General features: G+C 61.6%; 12 protein-coding genes and 2 pseudogenes. 7 read left to right on the top strand and 7 right to left on the bottom strand.

Annotated elements, in window-relative coordinates; translation table 11 throughout:
- Both motD and BJD12_RS00980 read right to left on the bottom strand, forming a co-directional pair.
- On the bottom strand, positions 1-975 hold the full coding sequence (gene motD / locus BJD12_RS00975) for a flagellar motor protein MotD (RefSeq protein ID WP_005992625.1): 975 nt from the start codon (positions 973-975) through the stop codon (positions 1-3).
- Between the two features lie 7 nt (positions 976-982).
- The gene (locus BJD12_RS00980; RefSeq protein WP_005992624.1) at positions 983-1723 is read right to left on the bottom strand and encodes a flagellar motor protein; all 741 of its coding nucleotides are present in this window, start codon (positions 1721-1723) and stop codon (positions 983-985) included.
- A gap of 804 nt (positions 1724-2527) precedes the next feature.
- On the opposite strand from BJD12_RS00980, the gene BJD12_RS00990 reads away from it, so the two are divergent.
- Positions 2528-5683: a TonB-dependent receptor gene (locus BJD12_RS00990; RefSeq protein WP_172797277.1), complete on the top strand. Its 3156-nt coding sequence runs from the start codon at positions 2528-2530 to the stop codon at positions 5681-5683.
- Between the two features lie 380 nt (positions 5684-6063).
- Here BJD12_RS00990 and xopD read toward each other — a convergent pair whose 3' ends face one another.
- Both xopD and BJD12_RS01010 read right to left on the bottom strand, forming a co-directional pair.
- Complete coding sequence (xopD, locus tag BJD12_RS24725; protein WP_206501098.1) at positions 6064-8403, bottom strand: Ulp1 family type III secretion system effector isopeptidase XopD; 2340 nt, start codon at positions 8401-8403, stop codon at positions 6064-6066.
- A 251-nt stretch (positions 8404-8654) separates the two neighbouring features.
- A pseudogene (locus tag BJD12_RS01010) lies at positions 8655-9131 on the bottom strand (DNA-binding protein); the annotation flags it as partial.
- A gap of 625 nt (positions 9132-9756) precedes the next feature.
- Here BJD12_RS01010 and BJD12_RS01025 point away from each other — a divergent pair.
- The 6 genes and pseudogenes from BJD12_RS01025 to BJD12_RS23650 all read left to right on the top strand — a co-directional run bounded on the left by BJD12_RS01025 (position 9757) and on the right by BJD12_RS23650 (position 13931).
- Positions 9757-10173: a SymE family type I addiction module toxin gene (locus BJD12_RS01025; protein WP_042828026.1), complete on the top strand. Its 417-nt coding sequence runs from the start codon at positions 9757-9759 to the stop codon at positions 10171-10173.
- 86 nt (positions 10174-10259) lie between these two features.
- The gene (locus BJD12_RS01030) at positions 10260-10877 is read left to right on the top strand and encodes a hypothetical protein (protein ID WP_005992613.1); all 618 of its coding nucleotides are present in this window, start codon (positions 10260-10262) and stop codon (positions 10875-10877) included.
- A 119-nt stretch (positions 10878-10996) separates the two neighbouring features.
- A pseudogene (locus BJD12_RS24020) lies at positions 10997-12042 on the top strand (IS3 family transposase); the annotation flags it as partial.
- A 180-nt stretch (positions 12043-12222) separates the two neighbouring features.
- Positions 12223-12924, top strand: coding sequence for a hypothetical protein (locus BJD12_RS01045; RefSeq protein WP_229003574.1), 702 nt, complete (start codon positions 12223-12225; stop codon positions 12922-12924).
- Positions 12925-12929: 5 nt separating this feature from the next.
- Complete coding sequence (locus BJD12_RS25090; RefSeq protein WP_005996250.1) at positions 12930-13052, top strand: hypothetical protein; 123 nt, start codon at positions 12930-12932, stop codon at positions 13050-13052.
- Positions 13053-13166: 114 nt separating this feature from the next.
- Positions 13167-13931 carry an XVIPCD domain-containing protein gene (locus BJD12_RS23650; protein WP_005996249.1) on the top strand — a complete coding sequence of 255 codons (765 nt, stop codon included), beginning with the start codon at positions 13167-13169 and terminating at the stop codon, positions 13929-13931.
- Between the two features lie 217 nt (positions 13932-14148).
- Here the strand turns inward: BJD12_RS23650 and BJD12_RS01055 are convergent, their stop codons facing one another.
- Genes BJD12_RS01055 through cheY form a run of 3 tightly spaced genes read right to left on the bottom strand, consistent with a single transcriptional unit; the run spans position 14149 to position 16825 of the window.
- On the bottom strand, positions 14149-15804 hold the full coding sequence (locus tag BJD12_RS01055; protein WP_005996247.1) for a chemotaxis protein CheA: 1656 nt from the start codon (positions 15802-15804) through the stop codon (positions 14149-14151).
- A gap of 2 nt (positions 15805-15806) precedes the next feature.
- A complete protein-coding gene (locus BJD12_RS01060; protein ID WP_005996245.1) occupies positions 15807-16433 on the bottom strand; it encodes a protein phosphatase CheZ in 627 nt (208 codons plus the stop codon).
- Positions 16433-16825: a chemotaxis response regulator CheY gene (cheY, locus tag BJD12_RS01065; RefSeq protein ID WP_014507662.1), complete on the bottom strand. Its 393-nt coding sequence runs from the start codon at positions 16823-16825 to the stop codon at positions 16433-16435. Before cheY ends, BJD12_RS01060 begins: the two co-directional genes overlap by 1 nt.

Here is a 16825-nt window from a genome sequence, read left to right on the forward strand (position 1 = left end):
TCACTGCACTCCTTCAATTACGGCGGGGACGGAACTTGTGCCGCTTTCGGTGGTGACGGCCGTTTGGCCGCCGTCTGACTTGGGAAGCTTTGGCGCCCCGGCGGCGGTCGCATGCAACTGCGATGGCGGATCGGGTGCGAGTGAGCCAGCTGAGTCAGCGAGTATGATCAACACCACACGCCGGTTCGCATTCCGTCCCGCCTCGGTTGTGTTATCGGCACGTGCGCGGAATTCTCCATAGCCGACCATCGCCAATCGTTGCGGGGCGATGCCATCGTCGGCAAACAGGTGCACTACGCTGGCCGCACGCGCCGCCGACAGCTCCCAATTGGAAGGAAACTGCACGGTAGCGATGGGCTGGTTGTCGGTATAGCCCTCCACACGCACGCCGTTGGGCGCATCGCGCAACACCGACGCCAATGTCGACAGCGTTCCGCGGGCGCCGCCGGCCAGGGTGGCCGAGCCGGTGCCGAACAGGATGTCGCTGTTGATCTCCACCTCGATCCACAGATCGTTGCGGCGGATGGTGATGAGTTTCTTGTCGATCAGCGGCGACAGCGTCTTGCTCAACTGCTGCTCCACCGCATCCATCTGACGCTGCGCGCGTGCCAGCTGGGTCTGATTGCGCAGCGACACCGGCATGCGCATCTGTGCGGCCATCGACGGCAGCAGGGTAGGGTCGGTGGGGCCGTTGGACGCAGCCATCGGTGCGCCGGCCTTGATCACCGACGGACGGTCGTAGTCGGCGCCCAGGCTCTGGGTCTTGCCCAGTTGCACCGGGCTGGCGTTGGTGGAGGAGCCACCGAACGCACTGGTCAGTGCCTGCGCCATGACCTTGTATTTGCCCTCGTTGAGCGAGGAGATGGCGTACATCACCACAAAAAACGCCAGCAGCAAGGTCATCAGGTCGGCGTACGGAATCGCCCACGCTTCGTGGTTGCCATGTTCTTCGTGGTGTTTGCGACGACGGGCCATGACGGGACTAATGCAAGTAGCCTGCCAATTTCGACTCGATGTTGCGCGGGTTCTCGCCTTGGGCGATTGCAATCAGTCCTTCGATGGCCATTTCGCGCTCGTTGGTGCTGCAATGGATCACGCTCTTGAGCTTGGCTGCCACCGGCAGAAACAGCAGATTGGCCGAGGCAATGCCGTAAATGGTGGCGGTGAAGGCCGCCGCGATGCCATGGCCGAGCATGGCCGGGTCGGCCAGATTCTTCATCACCGCCATCAGGCCGAGTACCGCGCCGATGATGCCCAGCGTGGGCGCATAGATGCCCATGCCTTCGAACACCTTGGCGGCGGCAAGATCCTGACGCTCCTGGTTATCGACTTCGATTTCCAGCATATGCCGCATGGATTCGGGCTCCACGCCGTCAACCAACATCTGCAGGCCCTTGCGCAGGAAGGCATCGCTCTGGCGCGGCAATTGGTCTTCCAGGCCCAGCAGGCCCTGACGGCGCGCGATGTTGCTCCATTCCACGATCCGCGCCACCAGCTGCGGGCGATCGCTGGCCGGCGGCTGGATCACCCAGCGCAAGATTTTGAAGGCGCGCCGGAAAACCGCCGGCGAGGTATGCAGCAGGATCGCCGCCACTGTTCCGACGATCACGATGACGAAGGCAGCCGGCGACCACAGCGACGAGATGCCGGCGCCCTTCAACACGCTGCCGCCCACGATCGCAACGATCGCCAGCACCAGTCCGATAATGCTCAATCTGTCCATGCATGCGGTATCGGCCCAGGCGCGGCGGACTTGATAGATGCGCCTGGTTGGCGCGCCAGAAAGTTGTCGTTCTGGGGGATGGGTCTTCGAACTGCCAACTTGGCTGCGGGCGATAGCACGGTGCGGGGCCGGTTGCTTGGTCGTAAAGGGTCGCGCTGAACTCGGTGACACCTAGCGTTGGACCCGCTTTTACGGTGGCTGAGAGAACACACGCCTGCGCGGTTTTAAGCCCCTCTCCCCTTGGAAGAGGGTTCGGGCGAGGGTACCTCCAGGGGCGGCTTTCGGCCGCCGGCTTCGGTGAGGGCGCCAGCGAGGCCGGGAATCGTCTCTTCCAACTCCACAGACGTCCTGTGTGAGTCGCCGTCGCGGCACATCCTTGCGATGGCGACGGCAGCCACGCGGCGAATGGTGTCCATGTCCTGGAATAGGCCAAAACGCATGGCGAACCTGCTTGTCGCTGAGCTCGGTTGCAAATGATGGGGAGAGTGCAGGCGCTTCGGTGAACCGCTTGCGCCTGGTTTTAGGCGAGGCGTGTTGAGGGCCGCGATGAAGCCGTTGCTGCGACAAGCAGGCTGTGCCGCATGCAAGCGTGGCGAGCCCGACCGCCCATCGTTGCGCTTGCAAGGCTGCAGCCTGCTGCGCGGCAGAATGCACTGACGGATGGGCTGTGATACTTAGTTTTTCAATCGCATTAGAACGATCTAATCGCAGCTGCGCAGCAGGGGAGAGAAGAGGAGGGAAACCGGGTCGCCGCAACGGCGCCGGATATTTTTGCATCACGCGCGCGGTGTTCTTGTCCGATCGTTGGATCGATACAAAGCCGCCGAAGCCGATCACTATTGGGAGAGCATGATCGAAATGAACTGCATGCCATTCGCACGCAACCGCAGCACGCTGTTCGCCGGTATCGCCATCGCCTTGTTCGCTAGCGCCGCCACCACCACCGCCGCCGCCCAGCAGGCCGACGGCACGCCGGCGCCCACGGGCCAGGCCGCGTTGCAGGCCACGGACCTGGACGCGGTGACGGTGACCGGCTACCGCTACGCGATCGAAAAAAGCCTGGAGCAGAAGCGCAACGCCAACGCCGTGGTCGATGTGATCACGGCCGAGGACGTGGGCAAGTTCCCCGACAAGAACGTGGCCGATGCGCTGCAGCGCGTGCCCGGCGTGGTCATCAGCCGCGACGGCGGCGAAGGCAAGAACGTCAGCGTGCGCGGTCTGTCCTCGGAGCTGGTGCTGACCGAATTGAACGGCAACTACATCGCCACCGCCGAGTCCAACGGCGACCCGACGCGCTCGTTCAACTACACGCTGCTGCCGTCGAACCTGCTGGGCAGCGCGGAGTTGTACAAGACACCGGAAGCGCGCATCGACGAAGGCGGCATCGGCGGCACGGTGATCCTGCAGACGCGGCGCCCGCTGGAACTGGAGCCAAACTCCGGCTTCGTCTCCGCCGAGGGCACCTGGTCCGATACCAGCAAGAAGACCGACGGCCAGTTCTCCGGTTCGTACTCCTGGCACGACAAGGACAACCGCTTCGGTGTCTTCGTTGGCTACACGCAGCAGAAGCGCACCGCGCGCACGCTCAATGCCAGTACCGAGAGCTGGCAATGGTACGGCCTCGACGAAGTCGGCGCGGCGGTGGACGTGAACGGAAATCCGTCGGACTTCAATGCCAACTGGTGGGGCGGGACCGGTTTCTGGAACCAGGACGGCGACTACGCCACCGGTTTCATGATGCCGACGGCAGTGAGCCTGGGCGCCAAACGCGAGGAGCGCGAGCGCAAGGGTGGGCAGCTGACCTTGCAGTTCAAGCCGACCGACGACCTGACGCTGACCGCGAACTACTTCCGCTTCGACCTGTCGCAGAACTCGCAGACCAATACCATCAAGATTCCCGAATGGAACATCGCCCGTTACAACGGCGACGGCAACTGGCGCGGCGGCCGTCTGCTCGACCGGCTGCAGTTCGATCCCAGTGGCACGATTGTCACCGGCGCCGCCTACAGCCTGCGTCCGGGCAAGACCTACTACTGCAGCGAGGCGGAGGCCGCCGCGGCCGGCCTGCCGCCGGGCGGCTGGGGCTCGGACGACTGCACGGTGCCCACGCCGCAGATCACCGGCAGCTACAACATCGAAAAATCGCAGTCGCAGACGGTGGACCTGGGCGGCGAATGGCGTGGCGATCAGGTGGACGTGGCGTTCAAGGCCGGCCGCACCTGGGCCAAGGGCGGGCCGGAGCTGCAGTTTTCCCTGCCGATCAAGCCGCGCCTGCAGAACGCCGACGGCAGCTGGACCAACGGCAACTTCGCCAGCGCCTGGGACCTGACCGGCACGCCGTCCATGACGTTCTCGCCGGAGCTGATGCAAAACCTGCGCGACGGCATCCTGCAGGTCGACCTCGGCTCGACCGGCTCGTCGTGGACCCGCAACACCAATCAGCAGCAGTACGCACAGATCGATACCACCTGGCATTTCGACGGCGAGGTCTTCGACTCGCTGCAGTTCGGCATCAAACGGCGCGACGGCGGCATCCACCGCAGTACCGGCAACAACTACTGGGTGTGCCCGGGCACCGATCCAAGCGACTACGACAACCGTTACTGGAACGGGCGCTGCAATGCCATTGCCACGCAGTTCTCGCCGGGCCTGCTGTTCGCGCAGGACAACCTGGCCGGTGGCGTCAACGCCAGCGCGTTCCCGGCGATCAACTTCCCGGGCTACATCGGCTACTTGAACCAAACCTACGGCGCGATGCAGACCCGCAGCGAAGACAACTTCGTCTACAACGTCGACGAAGAGATCTATTCCAGCTACCTGCAGCTCAACTTCCACACCGAGCGGTTGCGCGGCAACGTCGGCGTGCGGGTGGCGCGCACCGGCCAGCGTGCCGAGTCCACCGACAAGGTGACCGCCTACAACGACTACTTCTTCGACGGCGCCGACGGCAATCCGCTGGCCTGCCAGCAGGGCGCCGCCACGCCCGGCGGCGCGCCGGCCGATACCTATTGCGGCACAGAAGGCTACTGGCGTTTGGCCGACAGCGTGCAACGCACCGAGTCGTTCGTGGTGAGCGGGCTGGACCGCAACTACACCGACGTGCTGCCGAGTTTCAACCTGGCCTACGACCTGACCGAAAACCTGTTGCTGCGCGCGGCAGCGTCGAAAGTAATCGCACGTCCCAGCTACAACGACATCGCCGCGCCTGGCAGCCTGGAGTTTTACAGCCCCGAGTACGTGGCCGACCGGCGCCTGACCGGCGGTGCCAGCGAGCAGGGCTGGTACGGCTCCGGCAGCAACAAGAACCTGGAGCCGTACAAGGCCAACCAGTTCGACCTGGGGCTGGAATGGTATTTCCTGCCGGGTTCGGTGGCGGGTGTGGGGCTGTTCCGCAAGAACGTGGAGAACTTCGCGGTCGACGTGATCAGCGACGTCAACATGATGGTCGACGGGCAACCGGTCACCGTGCAGAACTACAGCACCCAGGCCGGCGGCCAGGACGCGGTCTCGCAGGGTGTGGAGCTGTACGCGCAGCACACGCTGCCGTTCGGACTTGGTGTGCAGTTCAACTACACCTACAACGACGCCAGCAAGGCGGCGGTGCGGCTGGAAGACGGTACCGAGGCCGGCAAGACCTCCATGCCGGGCAGCGCCAAAAACCAGACCAACCTCACCGTCTTCTACGAAGCCGACAGCCTGCTGCTGCGCGCCTCGTACAACCGCCGCGGTGAGCTGGTGCAAGGCCTGGTCAACGGGCTGAACGTCTTTGAGGAGCCGTACTACCAGATCGATGTCAATGCGGCCTACAACATCACCCCGGCGCTCAGCCTCACCGCCTCGGTGCTGAACCTGACCAAGCAGGAGTCCCGCTCGCACCTGGGCGAGGACACCCGCGCCCGCTTCTATACCGGCGGCTACACGGGCCGGCTGGCGTACCTGGGGCTGACCTACAAGTTCTAGGCGCCAACGTTTAGCGCCCATGCCTGCCGCGTGGCGGTATGGGCGCGACAGTAAAGAAGTGAACCTGGAACCGTTATTTGCAAGCGTTCCAGCTTGCGTGAGACCGGTTCCATCGGCCAGCGTCTGACCAACGCCTCGCGGCCGACGCGCAGTGTTGAGTAGAGCTTGGGGTCCAGCCGACATCCGTGTAAAAATGACTTGCAAAATCCAATTTTTCTCGTAAAAACATGACGTTGCCAGATAAAAGGCTTCCACCGGCTCCACTACCTGAGGGTCGGCAGGATTCATGTAAAAAGCTACCCCAAAGTGAGCTAACTTGCTGTCAGACAAGAACTTTTTCACAGATTCTTGCCGACCCTCTATCGCCGATGGTCAAATTGCTAGAACTTTTTCCACCACTTGCTTTTCTTTTTCTTCTGTTCGATGGGCCGTTCGGGAGCTTGCCTGACGCTGCTTTCTGCTGGAGCTTGCTCCGCTTGGGCAAGACGATCCCTGATGAGGCCGCGGTCTGGTTCGATATCACGCAGGTCTCTGCCGCCCGCGTAGTCGAAGGTGCCGTCGATCACCCTGTGAGCCAGCGTCTCTATTCCGGTCAGCACATGATCGCCGCAGGAATAACCGTCCGGCTGTATCGCGGTGGGCATTTCCTGAGTTTGCTCATGATCAAGGCCAAGGTGGTAGGCCGCCATGTCGGCAAGGTAGCGTTGCTGGGGCTGCGTCTGTGCCATGGAATCGTAGTAGTAGGCTGCAACGGCGTCCTCGTTACGACGGTCGACGACGAGCAATGACCAGTGCGCGTTGGGCTGATTGATCGGCAGGAACACGATAGGTGGGGCTTCGTCTCCGACAAGAAGGCGCCGTGCGCGGGACTGCTGGTCTGGATCTGTGGAACTCAGCATGGCCACTACCTGTGAGTCGGCAAAGTGGAGTAAATGGGCATTGGGCTGTCCTCTCAATCGACGAGCGAGGTCGTCGGTGTAGGCGCGCAGATGTCCATCTTGCAGCCACGAAGTGGCCGTCACTGGAGGAAGCTCGGGGTCTGGGACGTCCTGGGGCGACGGCAGATTGTCCACATCGATCCTCTCGGGACTCATGGCCGAGTGCCCCACGGGAGTCTGCGTGCTGTAGTCCCAAAGCTCCTCTTCTTCCTGGGGGGTGTTGAGGTCGAATTCGCGATAACCATAGTTCTGCCTATAGTCCAAGGACTCGAGATCATCGAAGGTGGAACTCGATGCTTCGGGCTGGGCTGGCCATGCAGGATAGGAAGAACCCGCCGAAGTATCGGGATGCCATTCACCTGATGCGTTCTGCGGCCAACCGCCATAGGGGGTGGGCGGCAACTGCCAACCACCAGAGGGGGTGGGCGGCAATAGGGGCGAATAGGAAGAATCCGCCGGAGTATCGGGATGCCACTCACCTGATGCGTTCTGCGGCCAACCGCCATGGGGGGTGGGTGGCAACTGCCAACCACCAGAGGGGGTGGGCGGCAATAGGGACGAATAGGAAGAATCCGCCGGAGTATCGGGATGCCACTCACCTGATGCGTTCTGCGGCCAACCGCCATAGGGGGTGGGCGGCAACTGCCAACCACCAGAGGGGGTGGGCGGCAATAGGGACGAATAGGAAGAATCAGCCGGAGCATCGGGATGCCACGTTTCTTCTGGCCGATGGAAGGCCTGAGTGGGACTGTATGGAGGCAGGTCCGGTTGTTGATAACGAAGTCTGAAATTGGCGCGAATTGCCGCCTGGATGCCTTCGGATGCTCCTGAAATCACGGCTTCACCCAGAGGAGTCAGTTCGCCGGTTTCCTGGTCGACCATTTCTTCCAGCCTTGCTTGTGATAAATATCCGCTTCTTGCGTCTTCGATACTGTACGCTCTATTGCTGAATTTTCTTGAAATTTCAAGGAGCAAATCTGGGTCTTGATGGAGGGTCCGGAATACGCCTTTTAGAGGCTTGCTTTGAGCGGCCAAGGTCAGTTTGCGCCTCTCGCTTGCTAGAACAAATCTTTTCTTCTGATCTGGGGTGATGTATGGAAGGATGTTACGTAGCGTCTTGCCAAATGAGCCATCACCATGCAAGTAATTAGAGAATGCCACAGCCGGTGGCACTTTCCCTAATGCTTCATATATTGGTAGATATTCTATAATTTCGTTGATCTTGCGTTGGGCCACGTCTGTGGCTTCAGCTTTGGCTTTGGCCGTGGTTTCGGCTTCGGCTTTGGCTTTGGCCGTGGTTTTGGCCGTGGTTTTGGCTTTGGCCGTGGTTTTGGCTTTGGCCTTGGTTTCGGCTTTGGCTTTGTCTTTGGCTTGGGCAATGCGATCCAAGGCCCATTGGCTCAGCACAATGTTTCGACTGCACTGCGTCTCCAGTCGGCTCAGCGCAATTTCTCGATATTCAGCATCCGCAGAATGCTCAATTCGTCTTATTATTTGATGTATGACTTGGTCGCGTTGACCTTCATTCAATTCCTGAAGCATCTGCCTGCCACTTACATGTGACAGGCCACTGTCTGCCAAAAAGCGAGAAAAACCTGTAAATCTTCTTTGTAGCGCGCGCATGTCTTTGTTATCGCCATAGGCGCCGATTAGTTCTAATATTTCTGAGTAATCCGTATGGGTTTCGGAGGTCGACGCGGCTGCCCGCATCCGATGGACTGAGGCATCGGCATGCACTTGCGTGGAATTTCTTCGCGGGAGGGATTCAAGCAGCGGATGCATGTTATAACCCGCGCCGTGGTTTTCGCTGTGTTCTTCAGGGGGCGGAGAATTGCGGTGATCATCCGCCGCTTCCGTCATTTCGCGATATTTTTTATAGTCAAAATTAAATAGTGCGTCCATTATTTAAAGTGAAAAGTCCGGTGGGGATTGATACTATTGAACATTCCCGATGTAATTAAATCGCTAAAAGCGAATAGTTTTTCTCGGCAGCGATCTTCCCGTGTCGCGGTCTGGCGTGAATCGCTGGCTGATCACCCGCCTGCCGGCATTGCACCGGCTGCGATGGCGCTTTCGGGTTCTCCAACGGGGCGCGGTGGCAGCTGCTGCGCCAGAAGTTGTTCCAGCGTGCTCAGGCGCACCTTGGCCCGCAAGGTGTCCGCCTCGGCGCGTTTCCGGCGCTGACGCTCTTCGACCAACTCGGTCCGCGCCACAGCCAGTTCGGCGCGCACGCCTTCCAGCGAGTGGACATCTTGGGTCCAGCGCGCCTGCAGGGCTTGGTGCTTGGCGGCCGTCAGGCGCAGCGCGTCGTGCTCGTGTTGCTGGGCATCCGCCCGCTGGCGTGCCTGCGCCAGTTCACGCTCCAGGCGGGTCTGGCGTTCCAGCCACTGGCCGTTCTCCCGGTTGAGCTGCATCAGGTCGTGGTTCTTGGCGGTCAGCGCCTCGTTGGCCTGCCGCAGGGCGACCTGCAACTCCTGCACTTGGTGCGCGTGCCGACGCGACCGTGATTGGGTCAGGTGCACTTATCAGGCGACGGCGCTCGGCTTGCGTGTCCGTATGGAACTGCGCTAGCGGCGCGCACATCCGCGCGAGGCGCGCCAGCGTGTATTGACACGCCAGACCGCGTACTTGCAATCTAGGCCCAAGGAGCGTCGAAACTCCTCACGTAGCGGTACCCACCTCCGTCAAACCGGTGGGTTTTTTGTGCCTGCATCCTGCAGGTACAAGCCGATGCAATGCCTGCGTCGGGAGGGCGGCTAATACAACACCCGCAAGGGGAATATGCCCGCCGGCTACGTGCGGTTTCGAACCTCCCGACATCCCGTCGCCGTTGGCGGCGGTTCTTGGGTTGTTCCAGGAGGGCGTTGCCATGTCTACCGCACTATCCATACCGGCATCTATGCCGGTTGATCTGTTGCCAGCCTCTGCTCACCGCCTGCGGTGGGATATGGGCGATGTGCTGCGCAGGCTCGACGCAAGCACAGCTTTTGAGGAGGCGAGAGACCATACCGCGCATCCGCTGAGTCGCCAGCCCGGTGTATTGCCGCACACCTCGCGCCGCCTGTCGGCACGCAGGGCTGTGCCATTGCAGCAGTACGTCGCTGCAACCATCACCCGCTATCACCCGGAGGCGCCATGACACGCCGCCGCCCACCCAAGGCATCTACCAGCGCACGGCCCACCCGCGCGCGTACACGCCCCGCGCCACCCAAGCGGGTGCAGTGGGTCGTGGTGGAACCCGACCGCACCAAGCTGCCACCGATGCTGCCGCCCGACCCGGACGCCTCGCCGCAAGGCCCCGGCACGCTACGCGCACCCCGCCGCGCCCGCCGCCCGCGCCAATGCACCGTCAGCTACACCCATTACCCCGGCGCCCACGACCACGGCGGCGACCAGCACGTGCCCCACGTCCGCCTCAGCGGCCTATGGCTGGAACAACTGGGCTTTGCCATCGGCACCAAGCTGCGCATCACCGCCAGCGAAGGGCAGCTGCTGATGGAGGTGTTGCCGCCGGTAGAGGTGCCGGTCAAGCCGCGCAGCGTGCGGCGATGATGCGGCGGCTGCCAGACCCCTTGCGATTGACCTCGGTGCCGGATGCCACTAGCGTCCCAGCCACACCAGCGCACAACGGACGCTTCATGATCGCGCGCCCTCTCTACGCCTTGCTCGCCACCCTCGCTCTGGGCGCGTGCGCCCACACGGCGGCCACCCCAGCCCCGGCAACCTTCACGGAGACATCTGCCACGCGTTCATACAACCCTGACGCTGTGCCGCCTGGTAAGCCCACTGCGGAGAATTTGCTTGGACAGCTGCTTGCCTTGATCGAGGGCAGCCAGACCATCTACGACTTCACTCCCGAGCGTCTGAATTCGGCGATGGGGCAGGCGGTTCAGTTCGTGGAAGACGATGAACGCCGATACCGCGCTTTTGGCCCGCTCACCAAAGAGTGGAGTTACGGCTTTGGTGTCGATGAAACCAAGCTCGATGGACGCTGGTTCGAATTTCGTTTTGATCGCAATGTGGCTGGCGCATCGCCCCCGATGACCGAGATCTGCGGCCTGGACTTCGACCGCTTCACCCAGCACCTGGAACAAATTGGATTCACGCGCGAGCGCAACATCGTCGAGGACGGCCGCTGGATGAGTGACTTCTTCAGGCGCCCAGGCATGCGTGTAGAGGTCTTCCCACGAGGCGAGGCCGCGCACCCGCAAGAGTTGGTGGCGCACAAATGCGTCGAATGGGTCTACATCCGATAAGCTGAGGTAGCGGACATGTCACTCAGCCCTGGAGTTGTGACCCACCCCCGAAAAACCGTGCCAACGTAAAGTAGAGACTTCGCCCCGCATGGGCCCCGTGGATCACGAGGAATCAGGCGATGAAGAAGTCGCGTTTTACCGAAGAGCAGATCGCGTACGCGCTCAAGCAGGTCGAGCTGGGGATGGCGGTTGGCGAGGTGTGCCGCAAGATGGGCATCGCCGAGGCGACGTTCTATGTGTGGCGCAAGAAATACGGTGGGCTTGGCCCCTCCGAACTGAAGCGCCTGCGCGTGCTGGAAGAGGAAAACCGCAAGCTCAAGCAGCTGGTTGCCGACCTGAGCCTGGACATGGCGATGCTCCAGGAGGTGGTCACAAAAAAACTCTAAGGGCGCCACAGAAGCGCAGCTGGGTTGCCCGCTTGAGAGAGCGCTTCGGCGTGAGCGAACGACGCGCATTGCGGATCGTGGCGATGTCGCGCTCGGCGTTTTCGTACAAGGCCAAGGCGCGCGACTGCAGCGCCATCCGCTTGCGGATGCGCCAGATCACGCAGACGCGCATCCACTATGGCTGCGAACGGGTGTTGGTGATGCTGCGGCGCGAAGGCTGGCGGGACAACCACAAGCGGGTGCATCGCATCTACAAGGAAGAAGGCCTGTCGTTGCGGCATTGTCGCCCGCGACGTAGTCGCAGTAGTCGTCGCCGGCAACCGATCAAGGTGGCCGCGGCGCCGAACACGCTGTGGGGCATGGACTTCGTCAGTGACACGCTGTTCGATGGACGTCGCTTCCGGCTGCTGCCGGTGCTGGACCACTTCACGCATGAGTGCCTGGATATCGTCGTAAATCAGTCCTTGGGCGCTGACGATGTCGCCGACGCAGTGGCGCGGCTGGTCGCTCAACGAGGCAAGCCGGAAGCGATCAAAGTGGATAACGGCAGTGAGTTTGCCGGCAAGGTGATGGACCGCTGGGCCTATGAGAACGGCGTAGAGCTGGACTTTTCCCGACGTGGCACGCCGACGGACAACGCGATGGTGGAAAGCTTCAACGGCCGGCTGCGACAGGAGTGTCTGAACGAGCATTGGTTCTTGTCCCTAGCCGATGCACGGAGCAAAATCGAAGCGTGGCGGCGCTTCTATAACGAGGAGCGCCCCCACAGTGCACTGGCATAGAAAACCCCTGCGGAATTCGCCCGAGAACACGGGTCCCAAGCGAATTCCCTGGCGCCGAAAGAGGTCGAAATCTCTATCGACTGATGGCCCTGCTATCGGGGGTGGGTCAGTTGTCAGGCCTCATAAAGCAATGCGTGCATAGGGCATTGGGGGTACTTGAGAGGCGTGCATGACACGATGACATTGAAAAACTGTCAAAATTCCCCCTGTAGCACCAACACTTATTGGAGAAAGGCCGTGCGCCTTGCAAACGATCCAATGCGCTTTGCACTCACGGCATTGATTACCTGCCTGATCGCTGGCTGCAGCCTGCAACCGCCGCCTGCAAACGTGCCTATCGCAAAGGAGCAGATAGAGATGAGAACGGTCGTCCCGTTGGTACGGAGTTTGACCCCACATGATCGTGGGCCTACAGAGCTGGAATTCGATGTGCCCGCACTGCCCGACGACGCGACTCCTCCCGTTTTCATCGGTGTGCGGATCACCGGTGTCGATCCAACTGCCGTCTCCCAAAGTGCTGACAGGCTGATTAGCGCTGGTGTTTCGGCCGAGCTCCACTTGGAGCGTATTGAACCATTCGGTCCGGTCTCCGTGGAATTGCAGCGTAGTCAGCGTGTGGGAGTAGGTCAGCAGGCGTCCATTCCCTTGTCAGCTGATGGTATGGCTCCTGGTCTGTTCGCTTTTGATGCTGACGGTACGACGCTGCAAGACGCCGGTTTGTCTACTGAACAGACCGCGTCCAGGGAGTTGGCGTTCGGCTATAGCAATGCTGTCCAGCCAGGCCGTTATCGGCTCAAACTGCGCTTTGATCAGAACGCCGAGGCGCTGGTTGCGGCTAATGCTCAACTTCTTGTCGCTTACACCTACAAGGGAAAGTGAGGGGAATGAGCATGGATGATCATGAAAAGCGCTATGCAGTCACTGTCTACGTCGCTGCCGCAGGTACGCCGTTGATGGCCGGAGGCACATCCTTCGGTGGCCATATGTACTACTCGATTGACGACTGAACGACTGTCAAAAGTTATGGGTTCTCGCCCATCAAGCATGGCGAGGCTAGCGGGCCAGGAAAAGTTTCGTTCAATGACGTCGATACCTACCAAAAACCATATTACTCACGCACGATGGAGATCGATAAGGCGCAGTATGAAAAGCTGGAGGCCTTCGGCGCGGCCCCTGCTAAGCACGGGTTCAATATGGAATATCACGGTGCTAAAAACAGTTGTATCGACTTCACATGGGATGCGCTCAATCACGCCGGACTGCACCGGAAGACAAAAGATGGAGTTGATAAAGGCTTTGAGGGGGATATCAGACCCGTAGAAAACGTAGATGATATCAAGAGCATTCCTGCTCCTGTGCCTAAAAGTGAGTTGAATAAGGAGCACAACAATCCGAAGCCCAAACAGGAACTTTGGCAAAAGGTGATTGGTGAGGCGCAGCCGCCCGGTGAGCAGGTATCTCCATTACAGGAAGTAACACAGCTCGCGAGAGTGCTGCCAACAGATCCGCTGCATCATCAAGCAGAAGAAGCCGTTCGCCGCCTTGAGCAAGGTCTCGGCCGCGAGTACGACGACAACAGCGCACGGCTGGCAGCAAGCAGCGCGTATTTAGCCAAAGAGAACGGGCTGTCGCGAATCGATCATGTTGTGCTGAGCGAGAACACCAAGTCCGTGCGACAGGGTGAGAACGTTTTCGTTGTGGAAGGCGCGTTGAACGACCCCGCCCACAAGATGGCGCATATGAAGACGAGTGATGCGATTGCGCAGCCCGTCGAGCAATCCTTTGCGCAATTACAGGCCTTGGGCGAAACTCAGCGCCAACAGCAATCCCAGCAGCAGGATCAACAGCGAGAGCAGTCGATTGCGCCTCAACACCGGATGGTGTGAGGGCTAGTGAAATAACGGTTCCAGGTTCACTTCCACGGCAGCCTGACCTTCGCCAAGCCATCGCGCCCATGCCTGCGCGCGTAGCGACATAGATCGGCAGCGATGTTGGTAGTGAAACGACAACGGCCGCAGTACGCGGCCGTTGTCGTTAGATCAGGCAACCAGGATCGTCTTGACGATTCCCGATTCCCGATTCCCGATTCCCGATTCCCGAGAATCAATGATCGCTGGAGCGCAATCCATCCACATCCAGGATCAGTGCCATGCGGCCATCGCCGATCAGGGTGGCGCCGGCGTAGCCGGGCAGGCCGCGTAATGCGCGGGGCAGGGGCTTGATCACCACTTCCTCGCGGCCGCGGACCTGGTCCACCACCAGGCCGAAGCGGGTTTCGCCGGCCTGCAGCAGCACCACGGTCAGTAGCGGCGGTTGTTCGGCGGGTACGCCCAGCCAGCGGCGCAGGTCGATCAGGGGCAGGGTGTGCGAGCGGCGGTCCAGTACGGCGCGGCCGTCGAACCAGCCCAGCGAGGTCTGCGGGGCGTGCAGCACTTCCACCACGCGGGCCAGCGGCAAGGCGTAGACCGCTTCGCCGGCCTGCACCAATAGCGTAGGCAGGATCGCCAGGGTCAGCGGCACGCGGATCATGAAGCGGCTGCCACGGCCCAGTTCGGACTGGATCTGGATCTGCCCGCTCAACTCGCGGATGCGTGACTGCACCACGTCCATGCCAACGCCGCGGCCAGAGATATCGGTGACCTCGGCCTTGGTCGAGAAGCCCGGCATGAAGATCAGATGCAGACATTCGTCGGTGCTCAGACGTGCCGCCGCTTCGGCGTCGATCAGGCCCTTGCCGCGCGCGATTTCGCGCAGCCGCTCCGGGTCGATGCCGGCGCCATCGTCCTGGATTTCGATGCTGACGTAGTCGCCTTCCTGCTGCGCGGACAGGCGCACGTGGCCACTACGCGGTTTGCCGGTGGCTTCGCGCAGGGCCGGCGATTCGATGCCATGGTCGATGGCGTTGCGCACCAGGTGCACCAGCGGGTCGGCCAGGGCTTCGACCAGATTACGATCGAGCTCGGTTTCGGCACCGATCAGTTCCAGCTCCACTTCCTTGGACAGCGTGCGCGCAACGTCGCGGGCCACCTTGGGGAAGCGCGCGAACACCTTGCTCACCGGCTGCATGCGGGTGCGCATGACTGCGGTCTGCAGGCGGGCGGTGGCGATGTCCAGCGTGCTGACCGCGCGGTCGAGTTCTTCATCGCGCAGACGGGTACGCAAGGTCTTCAGACGATTGCGCGAGAGCACCAGTTCGCCGATCAGGTTGACGATGGCGTCCAGGCGCTTGGTGTCCACGCGCACGGTCTGCTCGGCTTCGGCACCGCCTTTGGCGGCACCTTTCGGTGCGGCCTTGGCGCCCGGTGCCGGCGCAGCATGGCCGTCGTCGTGCACTGGCGCAGCAGCGGCTGCCTTGGGCGCGGCCTTGACCGCTGGCGGGCCGCTCTTGGCGTCGAACTGCGCGATCAGCGACGCCGGTGCATGCGGCACGGGTTCGCCCGAACCCATCGCATCCAGCATGGCCTGCAGATAGTCCAGCGATTGCTGCGCGGCATCGAAATGATGCGCCTGCAGCACCGCCTGGCCCGAGCGTGCCATGCCGAGGGTTTCTTCAGCGGCGTGGCACAGTTCCACCATGGGTTTGATCGCCAGAAAGCCGGCGCCGCCCTTGAGCGTGTGGAAGCCGCGGAACACCGCGTTGAGCTGGTCGGCTTCGTCTGGCGCCTGTTCCAGCGACACCAGCTGTTCGCCGAGGCGATCCAGGATTTCCTGGGCCTCGACGATGAAATCGGCAGCAATATCGTCTGGAACAGCACTCATGGTTACAACCCCAATCCGGACAGCAAATCGTCGGCGTCGTCCTGCGACACCGCATGACGGTCCAGGCCCTTGACTGCAGGACCGGCAAGACCGCCGTCGTCTTTCTTCGGCTCGCTGCTCTTGGGCGGCAGGCCCAGCGCACCGAAGCCTTCATGCACGCGGCGCACGATCCCGGCCACACGCCGGATGATCTGCCCGCTGAGATCCTGGTAGCTCTGCGCCAGCGACAGCTCGGTCAGGTTGTGGCGCATCTTGTCCATCAGCGCGCCCTGGTCCTGATTGAGGCCGCCTTCGCGCAGCTGGTTGGCCAGCACGCGGCACTCTTCGACCAGATCCAGCGTGCGATGGCTGGCCTTTTCGGTCATTTCCACCACGTGATCCAGGCGCGAGCAGGCATCGTCCAGTTCGCCGGCTTCCTCAGGCACGGTGGGCAACTCGCCCAGCGCCTGGCCCAGTTCGCGCGCGAGCCGGCTCAGGCCCTGCATCATCGGACGGGTGCGCAAGGCGGCGAGATGATCCACCTCACGGCGCCAGGCAATTTCGTCGCCGCTTTCCAACGCATCGAGCGCGCCCTGCAGGCGGTCGATCAGCGCGGCGCGTTCTGCATTGGTATCGATGGTGGCGTCCATCAGGCGGTCGCCGCCAGACGTTCGAACACCTTGCCCAGCTTTTCTTCCAGCGTCTGCGCGGTGAACGGCTTGATGATGTAGCCGTTCACGCCACACTGCGCCGCTTCGATGATCTGCTCGCGCTTGGCTTCGGCGGTCACCATCATCACCGGCAGGTGCTTGAGCTTGGCGTCGGCGCGGATGTTGCGCAGCAGGTCGATGCCGGTCATGCCGGGCATGTTCCAGTCCGTCACCACGAAATCGAACGGGCCCGCACGCAACGCGGCCAGCGCGCTGTTGCCGTCTTCGGCCTCTGCGGTATTGGTGAAGCCGAGATCCGCCAACAGATTCTTGACGATACGTCGCATCGTCGAGAAGTCGTCCACGATCAGGATCCGCATGTTCTTATTCAC

Origin of the sequence: Xanthomonas vesicatoria ATCC 35937 (assembly GCF_001908725.1) — a bacterium.
Taxonomy (GTDB): domain Bacteria; phylum Pseudomonadota; class Gammaproteobacteria; order Xanthomonadales; family Xanthomonadaceae; genus Xanthomonas; species Xanthomonas vesicatoria.

Excerpts from the sequence above, each read along its gene's own strand:
- motD (WP_005992625.1), bottom strand. The coding sequence starts at position 975 with ATGGCCCGTCGTCGCAAACACCACGAAGAACATGGCAACCACGAAGCG.
- BJD12_RS00980 (WP_005992624.1), bottom strand. The coding sequence starts at position 1,723 with ATGGACAGATTGAGCATTATCGGACTGGTGCTGGCGATCGTTGCGATC.
- xopD (WP_206501098.1), bottom strand. The coding sequence starts at position 8,403 with ATGCATCCGCTGCTTGAATCCCTCCCGCGAAGAAATTCCACGCAAGTG.
- BJD12_RS01025 (WP_042828026.1), top strand. The coding sequence starts at position 9,757 with ATGACACGCCGCCGCCCACCCAAGGCATCTACCAGCGCACGGCCCACC.
- BJD12_RS01030 (WP_005992613.1), top strand. The coding sequence starts at position 10,260 with ATGATCGCGCGCCCTCTCTACGCCTTGCTCGCCACCCTCGCTCTGGGC.
- BJD12_RS01045 (WP_229003574.1), top strand. The coding sequence starts at position 12,223 with ATGACATTGAAAAACTGTCAAAATTCCCCCTGTAGCACCAACACTTAT.
- BJD12_RS25090 (WP_005996250.1), top strand. The coding sequence starts at position 12,930 with ATGAGCATGGATGATCATGAAAAGCGCTATGCAGTCACTGTCTACGTC.
- BJD12_RS23650 (WP_005996249.1), top strand. The coding sequence starts at position 13,167 with ATGGAGATCGATAAGGCGCAGTATGAAAAGCTGGAGGCCTTCGGCGCG.
- BJD12_RS01055 (WP_005996247.1), bottom strand. The coding sequence starts at position 15,804 with ATGAGTGCTGTTCCAGACGATATTGCTGCCGATTTCATCGTCGAGGCC.
- BJD12_RS01060 (WP_005996245.1), bottom strand. The coding sequence starts at position 16,433 with ATGGACGCCACCATCGATACCAATGCAGAACGCGCCGCGCTGATCGAC.